The sequence below is a fragment of the Coleofasciculus sp. G2-EDA-02 genome (genome assembly GCF_040226375.1).
Taxonomy (GTDB): Bacteria; Cyanobacteriota; Cyanobacteriia; order Cyanobacteriales; family Coleofasciculaceae; genus Coleofasciculus.
Genome location: NZ_JAVKEW010000190.1, coordinates 1 through 19,833, shown reverse-complemented (window position 1 = coordinate 19,833; position 19,833 = coordinate 1). Strand labels below are relative to the sequence as shown.

Annotated in this window: 17 protein-coding genes; 5 read left to right on the top strand and 12 right to left on the bottom strand. The window is 45.6% G+C overall.

Annotation, left to right across the window (positions count from 1 at the left end):
- Nucleotides 1-261: 261 nt before the first annotated feature.
- On the bottom strand, nucleotides 262-597 hold the full coding sequence (locus RLO19_RS22560) for a hypothetical protein (RefSeq protein ID WP_446359656.1): 336 nt from the start codon (nucleotides 595-597) through the stop codon (nucleotides 262-264).
- A gap of 415 nt (nucleotides 598-1,012) precedes the next feature.
- Between RLO19_RS22560 and RLO19_RS22555 the strand changes: the two genes are divergently transcribed.
- On the top strand, nucleotides 1,013-1,231 hold the full coding sequence (locus RLO19_RS22555; RefSeq protein ID WP_446359655.1) for a hypothetical protein: 219 nt from the start codon (nucleotides 1,013-1,015) through the stop codon (nucleotides 1,229-1,231).
- Between the two features lie 103 nt (nucleotides 1,232-1,334).
- On the opposite strand, the gene RLO19_RS22550 is transcribed toward RLO19_RS22555, so the two are convergent.
- Complete coding sequence (locus tag RLO19_RS22550; RefSeq protein ID WP_446359654.1) at nucleotides 1,335-2,780, bottom strand: YcjF family protein; 1,446 nt, start codon at nucleotides 2,778-2,780, stop codon at nucleotides 1,335-1,337.
- A 162-nt stretch (nucleotides 2,781-2,942) separates the two neighbouring features.
- Here RLO19_RS22550 and RLO19_RS22545 point away from each other — a divergent pair, with 162 nt between their 5' ends.
- Nucleotides 2,943-4,166 (top strand): tetratricopeptide repeat protein, encoded by a 1,224-nt coding sequence (locus tag RLO19_RS22545; RefSeq protein WP_446359653.1) that lies wholly within the window; start codon nucleotides 2,943-2,945, stop codon nucleotides 4,164-4,166.
- A gap of 224 nt (nucleotides 4,167-4,390) precedes the next feature.
- Here the strand turns inward: RLO19_RS22545 and RLO19_RS22540 are convergent, their stop codons facing one another.
- From RLO19_RS22540 to RLO19_RS22495, 10 genes are all read right to left on the bottom strand, one after another.
- The gene (locus RLO19_RS22540) at nucleotides 4,391-8,812 is read right to left on the bottom strand and encodes a CHAT domain-containing protein (protein WP_446359652.1); all 4,422 of its coding nucleotides are present in this window, start codon (nucleotides 8,810-8,812) and stop codon (nucleotides 4,391-4,393) included.
- A gap of 537 nt (nucleotides 8,813-9,349) precedes the next feature.
- Nucleotides 9,350-10,315: a carboxypeptidase-like regulatory domain-containing protein gene (locus tag RLO19_RS22535; protein ID WP_446359651.1), complete on the bottom strand. Its 966-nt coding sequence runs from the start codon at nucleotides 10,313-10,315 to the stop codon at nucleotides 9,350-9,352.
- Complete coding sequence (locus RLO19_RS22530) at nucleotides 10,284-10,838, bottom strand: hypothetical protein (protein WP_446359650.1); 555 nt, start codon at nucleotides 10,836-10,838, stop codon at nucleotides 10,284-10,286. The genes RLO19_RS22535 and RLO19_RS22530 overlap by 32 nt, the downstream gene beginning before the upstream one ends.
- Nucleotides 10,839-11,481: 643 nt before the next feature.
- Complete coding sequence (locus RLO19_RS22525; protein ID WP_446359649.1) at nucleotides 11,482-12,291, bottom strand: P pilus assembly protein, chaperone PapD; 810 nt, start codon at nucleotides 12,289-12,291, stop codon at nucleotides 11,482-11,484.
- Nucleotides 12,292-12,503: 212 nt separating this feature from the next.
- Nucleotides 12,504-13,082: a hypothetical protein gene (locus tag RLO19_RS22520; RefSeq protein ID WP_446359648.1), complete on the bottom strand. Its 579-nt coding sequence runs from the start codon at nucleotides 13,080-13,082 to the stop codon at nucleotides 12,504-12,506.
- 52 nt (nucleotides 13,083-13,134) lie between these two features.
- Nucleotides 13,135-13,566: a hypothetical protein gene (locus RLO19_RS22515; RefSeq protein WP_446359647.1), complete on the bottom strand. Its 432-nt coding sequence runs from the start codon at nucleotides 13,564-13,566 to the stop codon at nucleotides 13,135-13,137.
- A gap of 294 nt (nucleotides 13,567-13,860) precedes the next feature.
- Nucleotides 13,861-14,001, bottom strand: coding sequence for a hypothetical protein (locus RLO19_RS22510; RefSeq protein ID WP_446359646.1), 141 nt, complete (start codon nucleotides 13,999-14,001; stop codon nucleotides 13,861-13,863).
- 80 nt (nucleotides 14,002-14,081) lie between these two features.
- A complete protein-coding gene (locus RLO19_RS22505) occupies nucleotides 14,082-14,663 on the bottom strand; it encodes a J domain-containing protein (RefSeq protein ID WP_446359657.1) in 582 nt (193 codons plus the stop codon).
- A gap of 65 nt (nucleotides 14,664-14,728) precedes the next feature.
- Entirely contained in the window at nucleotides 14,729-15,325 is a 597-nt protein-coding gene (locus RLO19_RS22500) for an ATP-dependent Clp protease proteolytic subunit (RefSeq protein ID WP_446359645.1), read from the bottom strand.
- Nucleotides 15,326-15,545: 220 nt separating this feature from the next.
- Nucleotides 15,546-16,202 carry an ATP-dependent Clp protease proteolytic subunit gene (locus RLO19_RS22495; RefSeq protein WP_446337388.1) on the bottom strand — a complete coding sequence of 219 codons (657 nt, stop codon included), beginning with the start codon at nucleotides 16,200-16,202 and terminating at the stop codon, nucleotides 15,546-15,548.
- Between the two features lie 197 nt (nucleotides 16,203-16,399).
- On the opposite strand from RLO19_RS22495, the gene RLO19_RS22490 reads away from it, so the two are divergent.
- From RLO19_RS22490 to RLO19_RS22480, 3 genes are all read left to right on the top strand, one after another.
- The gene (locus RLO19_RS22490) at nucleotides 16,400-17,641 is read left to right on the top strand and encodes a vWA domain-containing protein (protein WP_446359644.1); all 1,242 of its coding nucleotides are present in this window, start codon (nucleotides 16,400-16,402) and stop codon (nucleotides 17,639-17,641) included.
- A gap of 295 nt (nucleotides 17,642-17,936) precedes the next feature.
- Nucleotides 17,937-18,653 carry a biliverdin-producing heme oxygenase gene (locus RLO19_RS22485; RefSeq protein WP_446359643.1) on the top strand — a complete coding sequence of 239 codons (717 nt, stop codon included), beginning with the start codon at nucleotides 17,937-17,939 and terminating at the stop codon, nucleotides 18,651-18,653.
- Nucleotides 18,654-18,788: 135 nt separating this feature from the next.
- Nucleotides 18,789-19,286: a TerB family tellurite resistance protein gene (locus RLO19_RS22480; protein ID WP_446359642.1), complete on the top strand. Its 498-nt coding sequence runs from the start codon at nucleotides 18,789-18,791 to the stop codon at nucleotides 19,284-19,286.
- The last annotated feature ends 547 nt before the right edge of the window (nucleotides 19,287-19,833 follow it).

Below are 19,833 nucleotides of genomic sequence, written 5' to 3'. Positions count from 1 at the left end.
CCCCTTTATCAATGGATAATTAATAATTGATAATTGACAATTGATTAATTGGGTCTAAGACCTCTTCGTTTACGAAGAAATTAAAAAAAATTTTCCTTAATTTCAATCCTCTTCTTTTAAGGAGAGGTCATTATCCATTGTTCATTATCCATTGTCAATTGGTGAAAATTTAGTCCGCGCAGGCGGACGCAAGTTTGTGTAGCAGCGATTTCAATCGCCTCTTGCATGGGGTTTCCAAGGCAGATTTGGTATAATTTAGCACTACCAACTTTGAGTTGAGCGCAATCGCCGCAGGTTTTGACCCTTTGTGGCTTTCACTTCGAGTTGGAGAGTCGCCGTTTGCAATAATCCCAACTCCTCAGCAAGGCGTTCTAATAACTCGCGCCAACGTTTTGAGACAGCACCTTGACTTTTTAAGCCCAAATCAGCAAGCAGTTCGACTTGGGTTTTGCCTTGGACTTTACCCTGCCATAGTTTCTGATACCCTCGATTAGGATAACGTTGATCGAGTGATGAAATAGCTGCGATGGCTCGATTGATTAAATCAGTACGCTCCACAGTATATAACAAGTCAAACTCATCCTGTATGGTTTCCAATTTTGATGTTTTTAGTTTAATCGGCAAAATCAAAACTTAATTTGTAATAATTGAGGATTAAAATGAAATCGATAACATTAAAATATGGGTAAAATTCAGGAAAATTCAGTGAGGTATCGCAAAAGGCAGAAGGTTTATCATCAACGAAACCGATGCTAGTAGTCCGGAAAACTGTAACAAAAGCTACTAAACTCTCTTTTTTCGGACAACCTGTAGACGTGCCCTGACACAGTTTTAACGTCTAAGGTCGCGGTACCAGGGACTCTATCCCGATAGCGCTGATGAAAGCTGTATCACTATATAAGACTGAAACATGATCTCACAGGGTTCTCTATCCATAATCTCCACCCTGACTATCGTGTTTAGCCATTAGTCATGGGTCGTTGACATAAGGGGTTTTATAGGAAAGAGTGTTATGAATTATCAAGACAGGTTAAGTCCGTGGAAAATTGTCCGCTTGCAATCTAATTTGCAACATGTCATCGTGGGTAACTTCCGTCGTCGTGGCGATGCTGAAGGTCATTTGCGTATTTTGAAGCGGATGATGCCTAATTTACAATTCGCTATTGTGTTTGATGTGGGTTATGGGGAGGGCTCTATTCCTTCCGTTTCTACGACTGACGCAGAACAGTAATCCTGTAGAGACGTTGCATGCAACGTCTCTACGTTAACGTTATCGGTAAAACCCACCCCTAAAATTGATTAGACGTTCCGCCGGAACGTCTCTACTGCTATGACTAGACGGACACCTTAGAACAAGAATTTAAGTGCAAGCGTCTTACTGCTTGCTGCACAAATCCTGCTAAAAACCCCATCCGTTGATTTTGTTGGAAAACAGTTTGCAGCTTCTCTTTCAGGCGTTCAAAATTTAAGGGTTGATCGGTTGCTGTCTGTTGAGTAATCTCCTGTTCTTGGAAATATTCGATTAAACTAAGACCCGCTAATCGGGTGAGATAAGCCGCGCTAACACCTTGTACAGCACCGCCAGCTATATAAGTAAAAGCGTTGCTTTTGAGAATACTACCAATAGTTTGGGTGGAGAGTTCCACAAGACCGAGTTTAACCATTAAGCTACTCAATGTTTTGGCAGCGGATTGGGCTTGGGATAGGGAAAATTTTTGCTGATAAATGCCGGCTAATTCAATCACTAATTGGCTACTAATTGCCGCCGTGGCGAGTAAATCTAAGGCGGGAACCGGGTTAGCAAACGCAGTGGCGGCGGTAATCCACTGATACTGTTCAATCAGCGGTAAAGCGCGATCGCGTCTGGCTTGATTTAGGGCGGTTTTGGCTTCGGCTTTTAGGCTTACCGCCGCTCTGAGGGTTGTTCCCCATATCAACTGTTGGGCGTCTTGAGTTAAGATCAGGTTTAATCGTTGCGTCAGAGCCGTTACATCGGCGGGTTGTTCCTCTAGCCATTCTTTAACTGAGCCATCCGATTGATGCTGGCGTACTTTTACCGGAGTGGGGGAAGCCGCGATCGCAACGATATCCTCTGGGGGTAAGAGTTGGACGAGTCGTTGTCGCAATTGTTGCAACACTATCACTCGTTCTGGGGGTAAATATTGGTCTTGTTTATTAAAGATTAGGAGAATTCGCTGATTGAGGCTTTTGAGATGGTGTAAAAGCTGAAACTCTGAATCTGTCAAGTCACTGGTGATCACAAAGAGGATTAAATCTAAGTTTGGGATCAGATCCTGAGTGCGATCGCCTGCATATAAGGCGGTGGTTTCTTGTAGGCTTACCGTGGGGAATTGCTCCGATAACCCCTTTGATTCTAACACTTGCACCAAGCGAGATTTTCCCACGCCTTTACCCCCGGTGATCAGCAGTTCCAGGTTTTGTCGCTCCAATTGGGCGGTTAATTGGCAAACCTGCTGTCGTAACGATGTGCTAATATAGGGGTTCTCGACTTCTGTTTCGAGGCGAGCGATCGCGGATTCAGCCTCTTGAATCGCCCTCTCTACAGTCCCTCGATCTAGAGGTGAGCAAGGGGGTGAAAACTCCACCAGACGAGAGCTTCCCTTGTTAAACAACCATACCCCAGTACCGAGTGCGATCGCGCCCAAGACTCCAACTTCTCCCCACTCCGCCACTGACTGATGCACAGTCGGGAGCAGCCATAATCCAAAGGATAAAGCAATACCGCCCACTAAAATAGGTCGCCGCAACTGAACCGCCATATCTTTTTTTCTAACCTTACGTTCACTACAATAACGTTTTCAGAGGATTTGCAGAAGCCGAATTTATTTATTTAGGAAGATTCCAGCTTAAAGGCTTGGCAGCTAAAATTAAGCTGGAATCTTGAGCACGCCTTACTGAGTCTGCCCATGTTAATGAACGAAATGAGTTCTGAGTGGGATTCCCTCCCTAAATCTCAACAACATTCACACCCAACTTTAACAATTTCCAGTCCCTTATCCTACCCTGATACCGCTAAGGATAAGGCTGATTTAAAGGTAGAAAAGGCAGATGCTTTAGCCGAAAAAGGAGATTATGAAGGTGCGCTTGTTTATTACGATGAAGCAATCACACTTAAGACCGATTGCACCTCAGCTTGGTATCATCAGGGGGTAGCGTTACACCATTTAGAACGTGAGGAAGAAGCTTTAGCGAGTTTCGATAAAGCGTTACAGTTTAATCCTGATCATCCAAAAATATGGAACTATCGGGGGATTACACTACAAAACTTAAAATACTATGACCAAGCGATCGCGTCCTACGATAAAGCCTTAACCTTAAACCCAAATGATGTCAAAGTATGGTACAACCGGGCAATAGCGTTGCGGAAGTTCAAGCGGTATGAAAAAGCGATTGACTCCTACAATCACGCCTTAGCGATTAACCCCAACTATAGGAAAGCCTGGATTGATCGGGGGAACACATTACGGAAATTAAATCGCCAGCAGGAAGCAATTGCATCCTACGATAACGCCTTGGCAATTCAACCAGATGATGAGGAAACCTGCTGTAGTCGCGGTTCTCTGTTGTATCAGTTACATCGTTATCAAGAGGCGCTGGTATCCTTCGATCAAGGGATCAAAGTAAATCCAAATTCGGCTAAAGCTTGGCATAATCGGGCGATGATCTTAAATCACCTAGAACGTTATCAGGAGGCGCTTGAGAGTTGCGATCGCGCTTTGGAGAGTAATCTAGATTATGAGTTAGCCTGGAACACCAAAGCGGTTGTACTTTTAAATCTAAAAGACTACGAATCGATGATTGAGTGTTATCATAACTCATTGCGGATTCACCCCCAAAATTATTATACTTGGTATTTGCGCGGTAAGACTTTATTTAGGTTAAGGCGCTATGAAGAAGCGATTGACAGTTATGATCAAGCCTTGCAACTCAAACAAGATTATAACTACTGGACAGAACGTGGAAATGCCCTTCAAGAATTACAACGCTATCAGGAAGCCGTTACCGCTTACAATCAGGCGTTAAACTTGCAGCCGGATGATGATGAACTGTGGATGCTACAAAACCTGGCGACTAATCGTAGGCGTTGGCAAAAATGGCATCAAAATCTGGTAAAATTGTGGCAGAAAATTAAAGCCTTGCTTTAATCCCAAAAACCAACCCTAAACCCCTGAAACAAAGGCACATAATCCCCCATCCAGGTTAGTCACCGCCATTATTAACCAGTCCGCAAAAGTCCGCGCAGGCGGACGAAAGTTTGTGTAGTTGCGATTTTAATCGCCTTATCAAAAGGGAGTTCTTAGAATGACTGTTCCCTGTTCCCTTTCCTCACCAAAATGTCCCGCCTTAGACCGATAGCCTGACAAATGACTTACCACGGACTACCAATCATCATAAATCCCGACCAATAATAAGGATGGGATAAATCAACTTGTCCCAACTCAGCCAATTGTGGCGGTAATAATACCCCACCCCCTGTCCCACTCCCGCGCAATTGTCCCCCTTCAATCACCACATTTCCCCGCAACATTGATAACTGGGCTTCTCGTAGCGCCTCTGCCTTAATTTGAGTCTGACCCAGTTGGTTATAAAATTCAGTCATTAAGGCTAATGTACCTTGGTCACTCACCTGCCATACACTACCCAAGGCACTCTTCACACCCGACGCCACAGCTAATCCGGCAAAGCCTAACTCCGCTTGGTTATCTCCCACCGCCGTGCGACAAGCTGATAATACCAATAACTCCACAGGCGGATTATCCCAATTCATCTGTTGCATTTGGGCTAAGGTTAGCTTTTCATTCCACAACTGCACATAGGAATTACTCGGTCCCCCAGATTTAAAATCGGCATGAGTTCCTAAGTGAATAATTTCGTAAGGATAACGCTGGCGTTCTTGAATTAAATTTTCTAATGTAAACTCCTGATTAAGAAAGACTTGACCACCCACTTCCTGGGCAATCGTTGATAACTCTACCGGAACCGCTGGTAACGGATTAAGTTCCGTAAATTCTGATGCCCCCATCGCCAAAATTTGCGGATTTGTCATCGGCTGATAATTACTATTCATCAGGCTGAATGTGGGAATCATGCTGAGGCTGTAGTTTTCAATCAAAAACTGTTCACCATCATGCAAGACTGGCATAGGTATCGTCCGCAATCCCGCATCCATGGAAAAGAGTAACGTATCAATTTCAGCCGCTTCCAGTTCCGATGCAATCGGTGCAATTAACCACTGATAAAGTTGTTGCGCGGGTTGCAAATAACCATTCCCCCGGCGGCGAAATGCATCTGTAAGTTGTACTCGTAGTTCGTTCGTAGTTTGTAAAAGTTGGTCGCGATTAACCGGGATAACTTTAGTGACAGGTTCGGCGGCGGCGGTAAAGAGGACTAATTTCACGCTATCCGGTTGGGTTACCGCATAAATTACGGCAGAACGATTCCCGGTTTGCCGTTCAATTTCTGCCAACTTCTGTTCAATACTGGTTAAGGAAATCGAATATTGAGAGAAATCCTGCCCAAAGTAATCCGCAAATTCTTTCAGTCGGGCTTGTTCTAAAGATTCAATATAGCGATTCGTCGCCTCCGATGCATTCTGTAGGGTCAAAAGTGCGGTTGAGGCGTTTATAATTGGCAGCCCTTGAGTCACATTTTCTGTGGTTTCGATAAAGGGCAAAGACTCGATAAGATTGTCTGAATCAATCCCCTCATAAAGATTGTAAATCTCATCCGGGGAAAGAATTGGGTTTATCTGTGGAGGAACAGGTGTCTGTGGCGGTACAGGCGTCTGTGGAGAACCTGCACTAATAATCTGAATATTTCCTGTTGTTTGAGTTGAGGGGAATGATTCCACCGGAGAAATTGTCGCACTACCCGTGGTAAGGGCGGCGGCTATGCCATTCGTCGTCGCATCACCGATTTCAAAAGGTGTTTCATTCTCTCCGCCATGGCTAATCGTAATATTGCCCCCTTCACTCCCCCCAATTGTGGAGATACTCGCAGGTATTCCATTAACGGCGGTAAAGATATCGGTGGCGCGGAAAAAGCTGTCGGTGTTAACATCAACTGCACCGCCTGTTGTACCCCCTTCTGTCTTAATCCAGCTAACTTGAATATCATTAGGGGCATTAAGGCTAACATTACCTCCTCCTCCAGAACCACCAGTTGTGTTAAGTTTCCCAGTGGTAATTTCCCGGTTGGCTTCGATGACAACATCCCCACCATTTATATCGCCAGATGTATTAATATCACCCGTCGTAATCGCCCCATTTTGCGCCGTTAGCGTAATTGTTCCACCCGTTGTGGATGAACCACTATCCAAGATTCCACCACGGGTATCAATGCTCCCTTCGCTGGTTAAGGTAATATTACCAGTACCCTGGGATTCAACCGTACCACTTCCCAGCAGAGAAATACCAATATTATCTGATGCTGTTGTATCTTGACCCGTACTGTTAAGAAGAATATTACCCGTATTAGAACTTACCTTTGTCCCCGAATCCTGAATCTGAATTCCGCGACTGGAAGCCTCTGTTCCCCCTGTACCTTCCACGGTAATCATTCCTGAACCTGTGGATTCAACTACACTGCCACTCAGCATAAAAATACCAAAGTTATTATTTCCCGTGGCATTTCCGGCTGCACCACTTAGGACAATATCACCATTGTTTGAACTTACGGTTCCTTCATTTTGAATCTGAATACCCCGATTCCCATCTGTTCCCGTTCCCGCTGTTCCTTGGAGATTAATATTGCCTGTACCTGTGGATTCAACCACACCACCCAACATAAAAATACCAAAGTTATCGTTTCCGGTTGAGTCTCCACCAATGCCGTTAATTAAAATATCCCCATCCTCGGAACTTACCCTTGTTCCAGGATTTTGTATCTCGATACCGCGAGTCGCATTTGTTCCAGCGCCACCTGTTCCCTCTAGGATAATAGCGCCTTCTCCTGTTGATTTCACAACCGCACCATTACTCAGAAAAATCCCCGTTTTTGTTGCACCGTCAAGACTTCCTCTGCCGGTAATATCAATCGTACCTGTCCCAGAATTAAGAGTTCCACCATTAAGCTGTACTGTTCCTATAACTTCACCGCCAAAGCTTCCCGGTTTTATGGAAATATTACCCCCATCCGTCAAAATTTGCGACTCTGAATTCATCACAAATTGGGCAACTCCTGAATCTCGCTGGGTTCCTACAGCATTTTCATCATTAATTGTGGCGCTCAAGTTGCCGCCGTTTAAGGTAATGATCACATTATTAATGGTGATACTTCTGCCCGCTTGCAGCGTTAACGTGCTAATGTTAAACACATTGATACTCTGATTAATCGTAATATCATTATTCGCTTGTAGAACAACATTTCCCATGAGCTCATTGAGCTGATCCGTATCAAAGGTAACCGAGTTGCCTGGATTCTCGCCAAATTCATTATTGAGATTGAAACTCTCCGTTTCTCCCTCACTAATCGTGATATTCTTCGGATCAAATAAAATAGTTCCTGAATTCCCAGATGTTACTCCAACATCAACCAATCCTCGGAAAATTAAACTATCCTTCGCCGATATCTCCACCAAGCCACCATCACCGGAAATGTCGCCCCCTTTGGCACTCACACTGCCATAAAAACGGTTAATTTTATCTGCCCAAGCCACAACCTGTCCAGCATTTCCTGTATTTATTCCATCGGCATAAATAACGGAATCCTGACTCACAAATGTCCGTAAAGCATTCGGTATCGCACCTTGTCCTTGAAACCCGCCGCCAATCAAAATAGTGCCACCTTTATCACCACCAGAGGCATTAATAGTGGCATTCATTAATCCTACTTGTTCGCCGACTAGGTAGACATTACCCCCCACTTGCTCACTAGACGTATCAATTACGCCCGACAGAATTGTTGTTCCTGATAGGGTGGGAATCTCGACATCTGAACCTATGAGTCGCACCCTATTTTCTGAGTCAACAGTAACGCCTGTACTCTCTTCTTCCTGATGTCCGGTGAGTAACTCAGCTAATTGTAAGGGTGAAATTCCGTCTGCTGTTGGTAGAGAATCTCCCACTGTCGCGGCTTCAAATTCTAACGAAAGTAACATCCCAGCTTGAGAAATCCGGACTACTTTTTCTCCAGGAACCGCCGTAATTGTAATCGTCCCTCCAGGAGAAGAAAGGGTTCCCGTGTTGATCACTTGACCCGCCAGCAGGGTTAAATTTTCTCCCTCACTTACAGCTAATTCACCCGCATTAATAATGCTTCCGGGCTGATTCATCGTAAACGCAAAACGATTTGGGGAACCGACTAACGATTGGTAGTTTGTCTCACCACTGGAATTAAACCAACCATTCTCAAACCCAATCCCATTTGCCGTCGTCGCAGTAAAACTTCCTGGCACATTCAGACTGGCATTAGACCCAAAAATAAAGCCCGATGGGTTCATCAAAAATAGATTAGAGTTTCCCCCACTGACCTGAATTAACCCATGAATAATCGACGCTTCATTCCCCGAAACTCTACCCAAAATATTACGAATTTGCGGATTGGATAAAAAGTTAGCAATTTGATTAGCATTGAGTCCAAATTGCTGGAAACTGTGGAACAGATTCGCGCCATCTCCGGAAAGAGTTCCGCCTGTAATATTAAATTGGTTACCGTCTAAATTAATACTTGTACCTGTCCCATCGTCAGCCGCTTTTATGGACTCAGCTTGTAGCGGTTCATGCTTCAGAAATGCCAACGGGATGATCAATACTATCGCTAACCAACGGCTGAACTGAATCGGTGTAGACATGAGCGTTCCCTGATCTTGAGGTAGAAATGCACTGGACTGGTTTAATGGATTAAATCGATCAAACGTTATCCTGTCGGGGGTAGTTGATCGACATCAGAAGAGGTTTTTATCAATGGATAATTAATAATTGATAATTGACAATTATTAATTGGGTCTAAGACATCTTCATTTACGAAGAAATTAAAAAAGATTTTCCTTAATTTCAATCCTCTTCTTTTAAGGAGAGGTCATTATCCATTGTTCATTATCCATTGTCAATTTGTGAATGATAACCTATAAACCAAAGCTGACCTTGGTCTCGGTTTGGTGAGGTCGCAGGGTCACTAAATTTATGCATTATTTTGCCGCCGCTTTCTCTAGTATAAAGAAATAAATGCCAAGTGTCAGTGGGGTAGAAAAAAATCTCGCTAAAATGAGTTGAAATTGTCAAACTATGCTATAAATTAAAAGCTGATTTTTTTACGAAGCTTTATATTATAGAGCATATCTAAATGATTGGTGAAACTTTAGTTCCCAGTTTCAAGTTCCCAGAGTGGGTTAAGGCGATCGCAGGTTTAATTCCTGAAAGGGTTCTGAATCCTCATCCAGGGTGATTGTCTCCGGTTGGGCGGGTTCCTGATTGATTTGTAGGGTAAAAGTTCCCTGGGGTAACTGTTCGAGATAATAGACACCCGCCCCATTAGTGACGGAAAATCGTCGTTGTTCGCCATCAACCCTAATCGCTTCTACCCTCGCCCCAGCAACGGGATTTCCTTCGGCGTCAGTCACCACTCCAGAGAGAGTATAGGACAACACCAGAGGAACTTGGACTAATGTATAACTTCCCGCCACCACCTCCACCCCATACGCCTCATCGACAGTTTGCCAATCGAGGGGAAATCCAGACGGATCAAAGTCAAGGCGATAGGTTCCCGGTGGTAAACGTAGCCCAATTCGATCCCCTTGGACTTGGGGACGAAAGGATTGAATGGGTTGGTTATTGAGAATTAATAATAACTCTGGGTTTTCGGTGTAAATATCTTCGCCACTATCTAGAATACGGTTATTGTTACGGTCAAAAAACGGCTGAATCAATATCCCACCGCGATCGCGAAACCGATCTGATTGGCGATCGCCAGGAGTTACCCCCTCCTGTACATTTAAACTCGCCACCAGTTCTAGGCTATAATTAGCTTCATTCGAGGTTAAGGATACCCCATCATAACGCCCACGCAAAAGCAAACCCGGTATAATCGTAGTCTGTAGCTGAGCAATCCAGCCCGAACCCTGAGAACCCAAGCCATAGCCCAACAGAGTTTCCCACAGATAACTCCCATCTTGCGATCGCGCCTTAGATCGATAACGCCAGCCAATTGTGGCTAAATTATCCCGCTGCTGGAGGTTGCGGGTTTCATAACTCAGCAGTACAGAATAGCCATCACCCAGAAAACGCCGCGATAGATTATAATTCAATTCTGAGCGAAACCCCAACTCATTCCCCTTGCACTGGGGTTTCTGTCGCAATCCCCCCGGTTTTTTGTCCCAACCAAGGGGGATTCAGGATAATCGCATACTCATTAATATCAAATTCTGCGGGAACACCGAGTAACCTTTGTAACTCTTGAATCGAAAAAACCAACCCCAACTCCGGATCATGCTTTAACTCCTGGGGATTGAGGCGAGTAATCAATCCAGGCGATCGCACGTCCAATTGTCCATCCGGTAAAGGTGTCACATCCAGCTTCAACGCCTGAACCACCGCATCATAAGGAATCAGCCACTTCTCAAACGCAACCGCTTGACTACCATCTTCCTTTCCCCGCACCAAAACACTAAAAATCACCGGGCGCCCACCCACATTCACCCCCACCGGAAACACCATAAAGTTACCGGAAATTTCCATAACCGGAGTCACTGAATCCTCCCTCTGTGTTTGACCGATTAAATGCGGATCAAGACTGGAATTGCTTTGAGAAAAAGCTTTAGCCGCTATTCCCACAGCCAAACCCAGCGCGATCGGGATTTGCCACCCAACAGAATATATCACGTAGGGGCGCCTCGTCTTGCGCCCGGAAAACCTCTAATATCTAATCCACCATTTTAGCAGTCTCACCCCAATCAAATATTGCCGACATTCTTCCTGTAAGCTATCCATGACAGCTGATGATAACGAAAACTTTTCCCCCCACCCAACTTCAATCAGATTTTTGTTAATTTACAGAACTTAACCGCCCCAAAAACAGTGAGAATAATTCTCAACTACTAACGGATTTACGTCAATCCAGCGATTTAGTAGAATTAAAAATCTGGGGAAGTCCATCCAATTTTCCTCCAATCCTAGACACCATTCCCCAAAACCATTGAAATAGCATCAAAATCGACCCAACTTAGCCTCAAAACCCCTCAAAACCCGCACACTTGGATGCATATATTTTTGTAAAAAACACAGATTATTTTTGACATAACCCCCTTTTTATAGTAAAGCGAACAAACCCAAATAAACAGCAAAAACAAAACCCATCGCCTCCCCGACTCAAACCCCACGAACCCTCTGCGAACCTCTGCGCCAACCTCTGCGACCCTCTGCGTTAAAAACGATCAACCTCTCGACACCACAAGATATACCGTAGGCACTGCCCACCAGCCAAAACTTCAGAACCAATCGACTCAACCAAGCGATCGCCCCTCATTTACCGTGTAGGAATGATCAAATCGACAATAAACGGCTGTGTCCGTCGCTCATCATCTTCAGCCCAGATCAACTCACCCGTAAGCTGATATTGACCCGTAGCCAATTGCCCTTCATCAGGATAATTCAATAGAAACTGACGCTCACTCTCAGCCACAATTCCCGTTGGTTTCAAACTTCCTGTATCTATAACCGTATCTCCCTGCTTTAACGTCCAACTCACCGCTGCTCTAGCTGATGCCATTCCGGTATTTTGTACCAATAGTTGAATTTGGTCTTGTTCAGAATTCCAACTAGCACTCTCCACTGCCAAAGTTGCTGATAACTCTCCCTGACGCACATAAACCGTTGTGCCTATTCGTGCCGTTAAAGCCACAGAATTGCCCCCAGTATCCGTCGTTTCCTGAAGCGTTTCCGTAAAAACAACGGCTCGATATTCCCCATCTGGTAAACTGGGTGGAAAGCGAGTAATTAAACGAATGCGCCGCTGCACTCCCGGTGGTACAGTTAATTCTCTAGGTGAGAATTGCAGGTAAGGGGTTAAATCCCTGGGGCTAGAGTCCAAGATTTGAAACCCATTATCGCCATAAGTAAAGGGTTCCGCGTAAATTCGTCCCCGAAAGGGTTGATTACTGGTATTGGTAACATTAATAATTGCCTGAGCTTGACCGCGATTGGCTTGGGCTTCAATCACTAAAGGTGAAACACTCATCTGCGCTTGCGCCGCACCTGCACAGAGTAAAGCCGCAGATAACGCCCAGCGACTGATGCGAGTAACGGTTGGCAAGACGGAATTAAACGCTAAAGTCATAGCCGTATCAGGGAAGGGTATCAGGGATGGGTAGGGGGTAGGGGGTAGGGGCGAGTCGCTGCACTAAGGTAAACGGGACAACTGATTAATCAACTCGACTCGCCCTGTTTTAAAATGAGAAATTAGCATCTTCCCCAACTAACCCTGATTCGGGTATCATTGGGGTCTTCTCGCGGAATTTGATCAGGGCTAAAGCCCTTACTACAAACCTCCTATGGAACAATTGTTAAAGTGACAGCATACTGATAAATTCCAGCTTTAAAAAATCCACCATCAACACCCAAATCCACTTCCACGGTTTGTCGAAGGGGTTCGCCAGGGTTAGGACTCAAAGGAAAAATGGGCATGGATGGACTAGAACTACCGCCACCACCGTCAGCCGGACCGTTATAGAATGTTTCTGCACCTGGAACTCTTGCCCGTGCATCTAAAAAAGCATCTGAACCTGGGGGGAACGGACCTGGAGGAGGGGGGAACTCTGGATTGGTGGGAGTAAAAGACACAAAACGAGCATCACTAATTTGAAGATCTGCTCCTGGTGTATTGCAGGAAACATCGACAGTACCCGATACTCCTCCCGGCGCATCAGAGGTAATTTTTCCATTAGGTCCAGGACCCCCCGTTGGTGGTCCACCCCTGTACACTAATACACCTGGAACCGGAGTTGCAAAACTACAACTCTCCCCAATATTCCCTTCAAAAATAACATCAACGGATTGCGCCAAAACGTTCGGACTAAACGCCACCGCACCCGCCATAACAAAGCCAGATAAAGCTAAACGACGAATCATGGAAACCCTCCTTAAGGTATATGCACATAAGAACCAATCATCGATAGACGAGTTAAGGGATAACTGTCAGCGTCACCGCATAGTTGTAAGTCCCAGCCGGAAACGATATAGGTCTTTCCACACGCATATCGACTTCTACATCACTCATTCCCACCGGAAGATTCATGGTAACCTCCGCCGTATCCGCCGTCACCTGTTGTGTCCCAACTGTAACAAACGTGACATAAGTTGTCCCATCCGGATCAGGTGTTGACCCAGAGATGAGACGAGGCGGTGAAACAGTTAGGGTAGCAGGGGTGTTAGACTGTAAAGTTACGGTGGCTGGATTGACGGATTCTATAACATTAGGTAGTTGAACTGAACCACCACTAGCCGTTGTTTCCACTGTACCAAGGACAACCTGGTCAAAGGTTACCTCAATGGGAACACTAGCTGTGAATGGAATATCAACGGTTTGAGCCAGCGCCTCAGAACTAAACCCCATAGCACTTGCCAGGGTTAACGCTGTTAATCGGGCGCCTAATTAATTATTGGGCGGGCGCACGTCTGTGGGCGCAGGTCGCGTCATGCTTGTCAACTTAAGGTTAAACCGTTACTTAATAAGAGATCCCCCCTAGCCCCCCTTTTTAAGGGGGGAATAGTCTGATTTGGAAGCATTTCAAGGAAAACCTATAACTCATAAGAAACACATTTTGACACAGGAAATTGAGTAAAGGGCGACCCGATCCTCTGTCGGGGCGGGTTTTACTACTATCTTTTTGGTTGCATCTCAATGTGACTAAACTCGCCCTGTTTCTCTAGTGGTTCGTTTGTGCCAGCGGGTTACCCCAAAAGGAGAATTATTGACAATTGGGGAATGCGATCGCGCCTGATACTGTTCCGCTTTGAAGTGATGAGCATCGAGTCTATAGGTCGGCACATTTTCCCATGATAAAAGTATACCAAAAAAAAGGAGCGATCGCACCCTTACTCAAAAAAATCTGTAACGGTTTGTGAGCATCAATAAACCATCTGTTCCATACGACGAAAATCTCGTTCAACTTCCGCCCACAGGGAACGGTTATGGGGGTCAGTCTTCAGGGCTTTTTTCAAATAAATTCTGGCTTTATTTAATTGTCCATCCTTAACCAAATACCGTCCCCAACATTGATAGGTAATCGCTTGCCACTGACGCACCTCTGGATCATGGGGAATCCGCTGCGCCAACCCCTCCACCAGCGCGATCGCACGGGCAAATCGTTGTTCTTTGAGCAACTGCTGTAGGCGCTCGTAGGACGTCCATTTGAGCTGATATTCAATCTCCGACAGGGGGGGAATAGTCGGCGGTTTGGTTGGCGGCTTCTTTGTCACTGTAACCGTCTGGGAATCCTCAGCCGAGGGAGTTGTTGCCAACGGTTTAACCACATTCAGCAGCAGCTTATACGCCTGTGTCAACTCAATAAACTTGGTTTGAGCCAATTGATCGCCGACATTGACATCGGGATGACACTGGCGTGCCAAACGCCGATACGATGCCTTAATCTCAGATCGAGAGGCTCCATCACTTAAACCCAACAATCGATAACAATCCGCCAGATTCATTTCCAGAACAAGCACTGATAGGTGTAGAGGCAGTATTTTAGAACTGCCCCACCGATTCGTCTATCTTATCCTGCTCTTTCCTCAATCACACGGTCAATCAATCCGTATTCTTTCGCCTCTTGAGCGGACATAAAAAAGTCGCGATCGATATCTTTTTCAATCTTCTCAACCGATTGACCCGTCTTATCCGCGTAGATTTGGTTGAGTTGACGCCGGATTCGCAAAATCTCCCTGGCTTCAATCTCAATATCCGTCGCTTGTCCACGCACCCCCCCAGAGGGTTGGTGAATCATAATCCGCGAGTGGGGTAACGCCAACCGTTTCCCCTTTTTCCCAGCCGTTAGCAGGAAGGAACCCATCGACGCCGCTAAACCGACACAAATCGTCACCACATCCGACTTAATATGCTGCATGGTGTCATAAATCGCCATGCCTGCGGTAACTGAACCACCAGGAGAATTGATGTACAGATAAATATCTTTGTTGTTGTCTTCGGAATCCAGGTAAAGCATCACCGCGATGATTTGGTTAGTAATCTCATCATCGACTTCTTTACCCAGAAAAATAATTCGTTCCCGGTAGAGACGATTGTAGATATCAATCCAATCGCTGTAAGGAGAACCGGGAAGTTGATAAGGAACTTTAGGGATACCAATGGGCATAATTTGCTCCGAATTCTAGAAAACGTTTTTAATGGTCTGTAGGGGCGGGTTTGACAACTATCGTTTCTTCTCTCACCCAGATGGGACTAAACCCGCCCCGATCAACTTTTTTCAGACGTGCCATGGCGCGTCTTTTTTGTAGGCAAGGGTTTAGACATTAATCTAGATGTTTTCCCGAAGCCGAACCACAAATACTCACCGTTGAGTACCAGATTAAGCACTAAGACGCACTGGCGGCTATAGCAGCCGGAACCTCATCGCTCTCTAACACACGATCAATCAAGCCATACTCTTTTGCCTCATAGGGGGTCAGGTACAACATCCGCTCCATATCCTTGGCAATCTTTTGGGCAGATTGACCCGTATTTTTGGCAAAAATATCCATCATGGTCTTTTTGTTGGCTAGCACTTCCTTGGCTCGAATTTGGATATCTGTGGCTTGACCCCGTGCATAGCTCTTGGGTTGGTGCAGCACAATAGAGGCATTGGGTAAGCTTGCCCGAGAGCCTTTTGTCCCCGCCGACAGTAGCATCGCCGCCATCCCCATTGCCGAACCAATACAAATGGTATGGATGGGAGGTTGAATGTAATTCATCGTGTCACAGATGGCAAAGGCTTCCGTCTCAAAGCCAATCGGTTCACCATCGTAACGGGAGGTTCCCGTAGAGTTGATGTAAATTTTAATCGGCTTGTCGGGATCGTCGTACTGCAAATACAAAAGTTCTGCCACAATCAGTTCGGTGACTTGTGGTACCAAGGGCAAACCCAGATAGACAATCCGCTCGTTGAGGAGCAGTGAAGGTAAATCCGGTGGCGGGGTTCGGTAGTTTTGCCGACCATAGTAGGTTGATTGAACTGCCTGAATCGGTTGTTTCATCGACGGTACTTGGAAATGCAATAATGGCGCTATCTTTAAAACATAGTAGCGTGAGTCGTGAAGTTGCCTGGGGTAGTTCTTTTCATCGATGGCGATTTGGGGTGTGCCATGAGCAACCCTGGCTCTAGACTAGTACTTATGTATTGCAAGAAAGTTACTATAGTTACCTCTTTTTACTGGCTTAGGAGTTTTAGACAATGAAAGTTGGTTTACACCCTGCCCTCAGCGATATCAATCTTGATGCCAATCAACCCAGTTCCCAGCGTCAGTTATCGATCGCGATTCGGGCAATCAGCCAATCACTGGATCAGTCGCTACCCTTGAATTTATGCTTAATTCTAGACCACAGTGGCTCGATGCATGGGCGTCCCCTGGAAACAGTGAAAAAAGCGGCGATTCAACTGATTGAACGACTCAAACAGGGCGATCGCATCTGTGTGATTGCCTTTGATCACCGTGCCAAAGTGCTGGTACCCAATCAAGGGATCGACAATACAGAAACGATTAAATCCCAAATCCGACAACTAACTGCTGATGGGGGAACTGCCATTGATGAGGGGTTGAAACTGGGTATTGAAGAAGTGGCAAAAGGAAAAGCCGAAGCCGTGTCTCAGGTGTTTCTGCTGACGGATGGCGAAAATGAGCATGGAGACAATAAACGCTGCTTGAAATTAGCCCAACTGGCGGTGGAACACAAGCTGACGATCAATACCCTAGGATTTGGGGCGAATTGGAACCAAGATGTTCTGGAAAAAATTGCCGATGCTGGGAGTGGTGCGCTTTGTTATATTGAACAGCCAGAACAAGCCGTGCAGGAGTTTGGACGCTTGTTTAACCGCATCCAAGCCGTTGGATTGACCAATGCTTACTTGGTATTTGAATTAATGCCCAAAGTGCGGTTTGCCGAATTAAAACCCATTGCCCAAGTCGCGCCGGATACGATTGAACTGCCTCTGCAACCCCAAGGCGATCAATTTGTCGTCCGCTTGGGCGATTTGATGACGGATGCGGAACGGGTGATTCTGGCAAATCTTTATTTGGGGCAACTGTCTGTGGGGTATCAGGCGATCGCAAAGCTACAAGTGCTTTATGATGACCCCGCTACGGGGGAAGAGGGATTAAAGTCGGAACAGATCCCGGTGGAGATTAACGTTCAGAGTACCTATCAACCGGCTCCCAACACGAAAGTCCAAAAATCAATTCTGGCATTAGCCAAATACAGGCAAACCCAAATAGCCGAAGCCAAACTGCAAAAAGGCGATCGGGCAGGCGCTGCCACAATGTTACAAACGGCTGCCAATACGGCGATCCAAATGGGAGATCAAAGTGCAGCTACTGTCCTCCAAACCAACGCCACTCGTTTACAATCTGGGGAAGAACTCTCAGAAGCCGATCGCAAGAAAACTCGGATTGTGTCTAAGACAATCTTGCAGGATTGATCCTAACTCCGGGTTAACTACCCCTTTGTGGCAGGGACAAGGCATAAGGTATAAGGCATAAAGCCTTTAGGGTTCATGGTGTCTGCTTTTTCTTCCCACGCCCGACACCCCACACCCCACACCCTGCCTACTATTCTTCAAGCTATTGCCTATGGGTAAGACTTGAGTCAACAATTTTACAATTCTTAATATCAATTCTCATCATATCAGTTTACCCTAAGCATTTGGGACAGTTTTGATACGTTTTGGACGTAAAAATACACAAGTCGTTAACCTTAGGGATAGGAAATTTAACATGAGTACCAATCTAGCCACCCAGTTACGTGAGGGAACCAAAAAAGCCCACAGCATGGCAGAAAACGTGGGATTTGTCAAATGCTTTTTGAAAGGCGTCGTAGAAAAGAAATCGTACCGAAAACTTGTCGCCAATCTCTACTTCGTCTATTGTGCGATGGAAGAAGAAATGGAGCGCCATCGCCAACATCCGGTTCTCTCAAAAATCTACTTTCCCCAACTCAATCGCCAGAAAAGTTTAGAGCAAGACTTATACTACTACTACGGCGCAAATTGGCGCGACCAAATAGCGCCTTCTGCCGCCGGTCAAGACTACGTGCAGCGAATTCGCGACGTATCCGCCTCTGAACCCGAACTATTAATTGCCCAGTGCTACACGCGCTATCTGGGAGATTTATCTGGGGGGCAAATCCTGAAAAAGATTGCTCAACGGGCGATGAATTTATCCGAGGGTGAAGGTACAGCCTTTTACGAGTTTCAAGAGATTCCTGACGAAAAGGAATTCAAAGCCAACTATCGCCAAGCCTTGAATGAACTCCCCATTGATGACGCCACAGCCGAACGGATTGTTGATGAGGCAAATGCGGCATTTGGCATGAATATGAATCTGTTCCAGGAATTAGAAGGTAACCTGATTAAAGCCATTGGTCAAATGCTTTTCAACACCCTAACTCGTCGTCGGAGTAGTGGTAGCACAGAACTGGCTACGGCGGAATAAACTGGCTGTAATACTCAGCGAGGCGGTGCGGCTCATCCTATCTTCTGAGTTGAAGGAGGATGAATTGTGCCGCATTAAGCATGATAGACTTTCAAAATCCTAATCTAACGTCTGGAATATTCCGAGGAGAAAACAATGACAACGACTACAGATTATCAAAGAAAAGGGAACCTCTGGCTCTTTAACCAGATGTACGGCTTTACCAGCTTTCCCAACGGTGAAGATTTTCAATCCGTTGGCAAAGCTGCACTTATTTGTGCGAAGGGAGATGGCACACTCGCTCCAGCCGAACGAGACGAACAAATTAGCTATTTCAGCGCTCTGGGAGCTCCCGAATCTGTACTAAAAGAACTGGAAGTTTACGAAGCGAATGATGATCTGGCACAGCTGCTTGCAAACTCTTCTGATCGAATAAAAAACTTAGTACAAAGAGATGTTGTTTATCAAGCGATTAAAGCTTCAGCAGCAGACGGTGAGTTGAACGAACCGGAACTGGATAAAATCTATCAAATGGCTGAACTATTAGGGGTGACGTCTGAAGTGGTGCAGCAATTAGTAGAACTTCACAAAGAAGAGGAACAGCTTCGTCAAAAGCGGATTAAACTGCTTTACCCGAATGGAACACCTTATTAAGATTATTACAGGGAACTTTCTTAGTACAGCGCAGAGAATTTATTCCAGTGCTGTTAACAAAATTTTACAAAATCAGTGAAAATTAATTCAGCTAGGTGGTTGCCAAGGTTAGCTGATTGCCATATCATTCAACATGGTGTAACAACGTCATACGCAAGTATGACAAGACCTGGGTCTCAGAGGTAAAGTGTGGACTGGTGGGAAACCGTCAACCCTGTTAGTCTGGGACTCAAGCGCTGATTCCGGCTCGATAATGTCATATCGATATCCTGCCAAAAGCCACCGACCTTGGACAAATACTATCGAGTCGAACAAAGTCATTGATTGGCTTTTAGTCGGCAAGAGAAGTCTGTTACACAAGCCGGACTGATCGATACTCGGTTATAAGTAAGCAACCCCGGTCTAAAGACACGGAGCTTTAGCCAAATAAGTTAAAGCTGTGCTTACCAGCCTAAGTGCTAAGCGCACTACGTTATCGGCAAGTGTTAAAGACCTACCAGCGGATGCGATAGCCAGTTTGCTGCTCTAGAACCGAAAAGTTAAACAG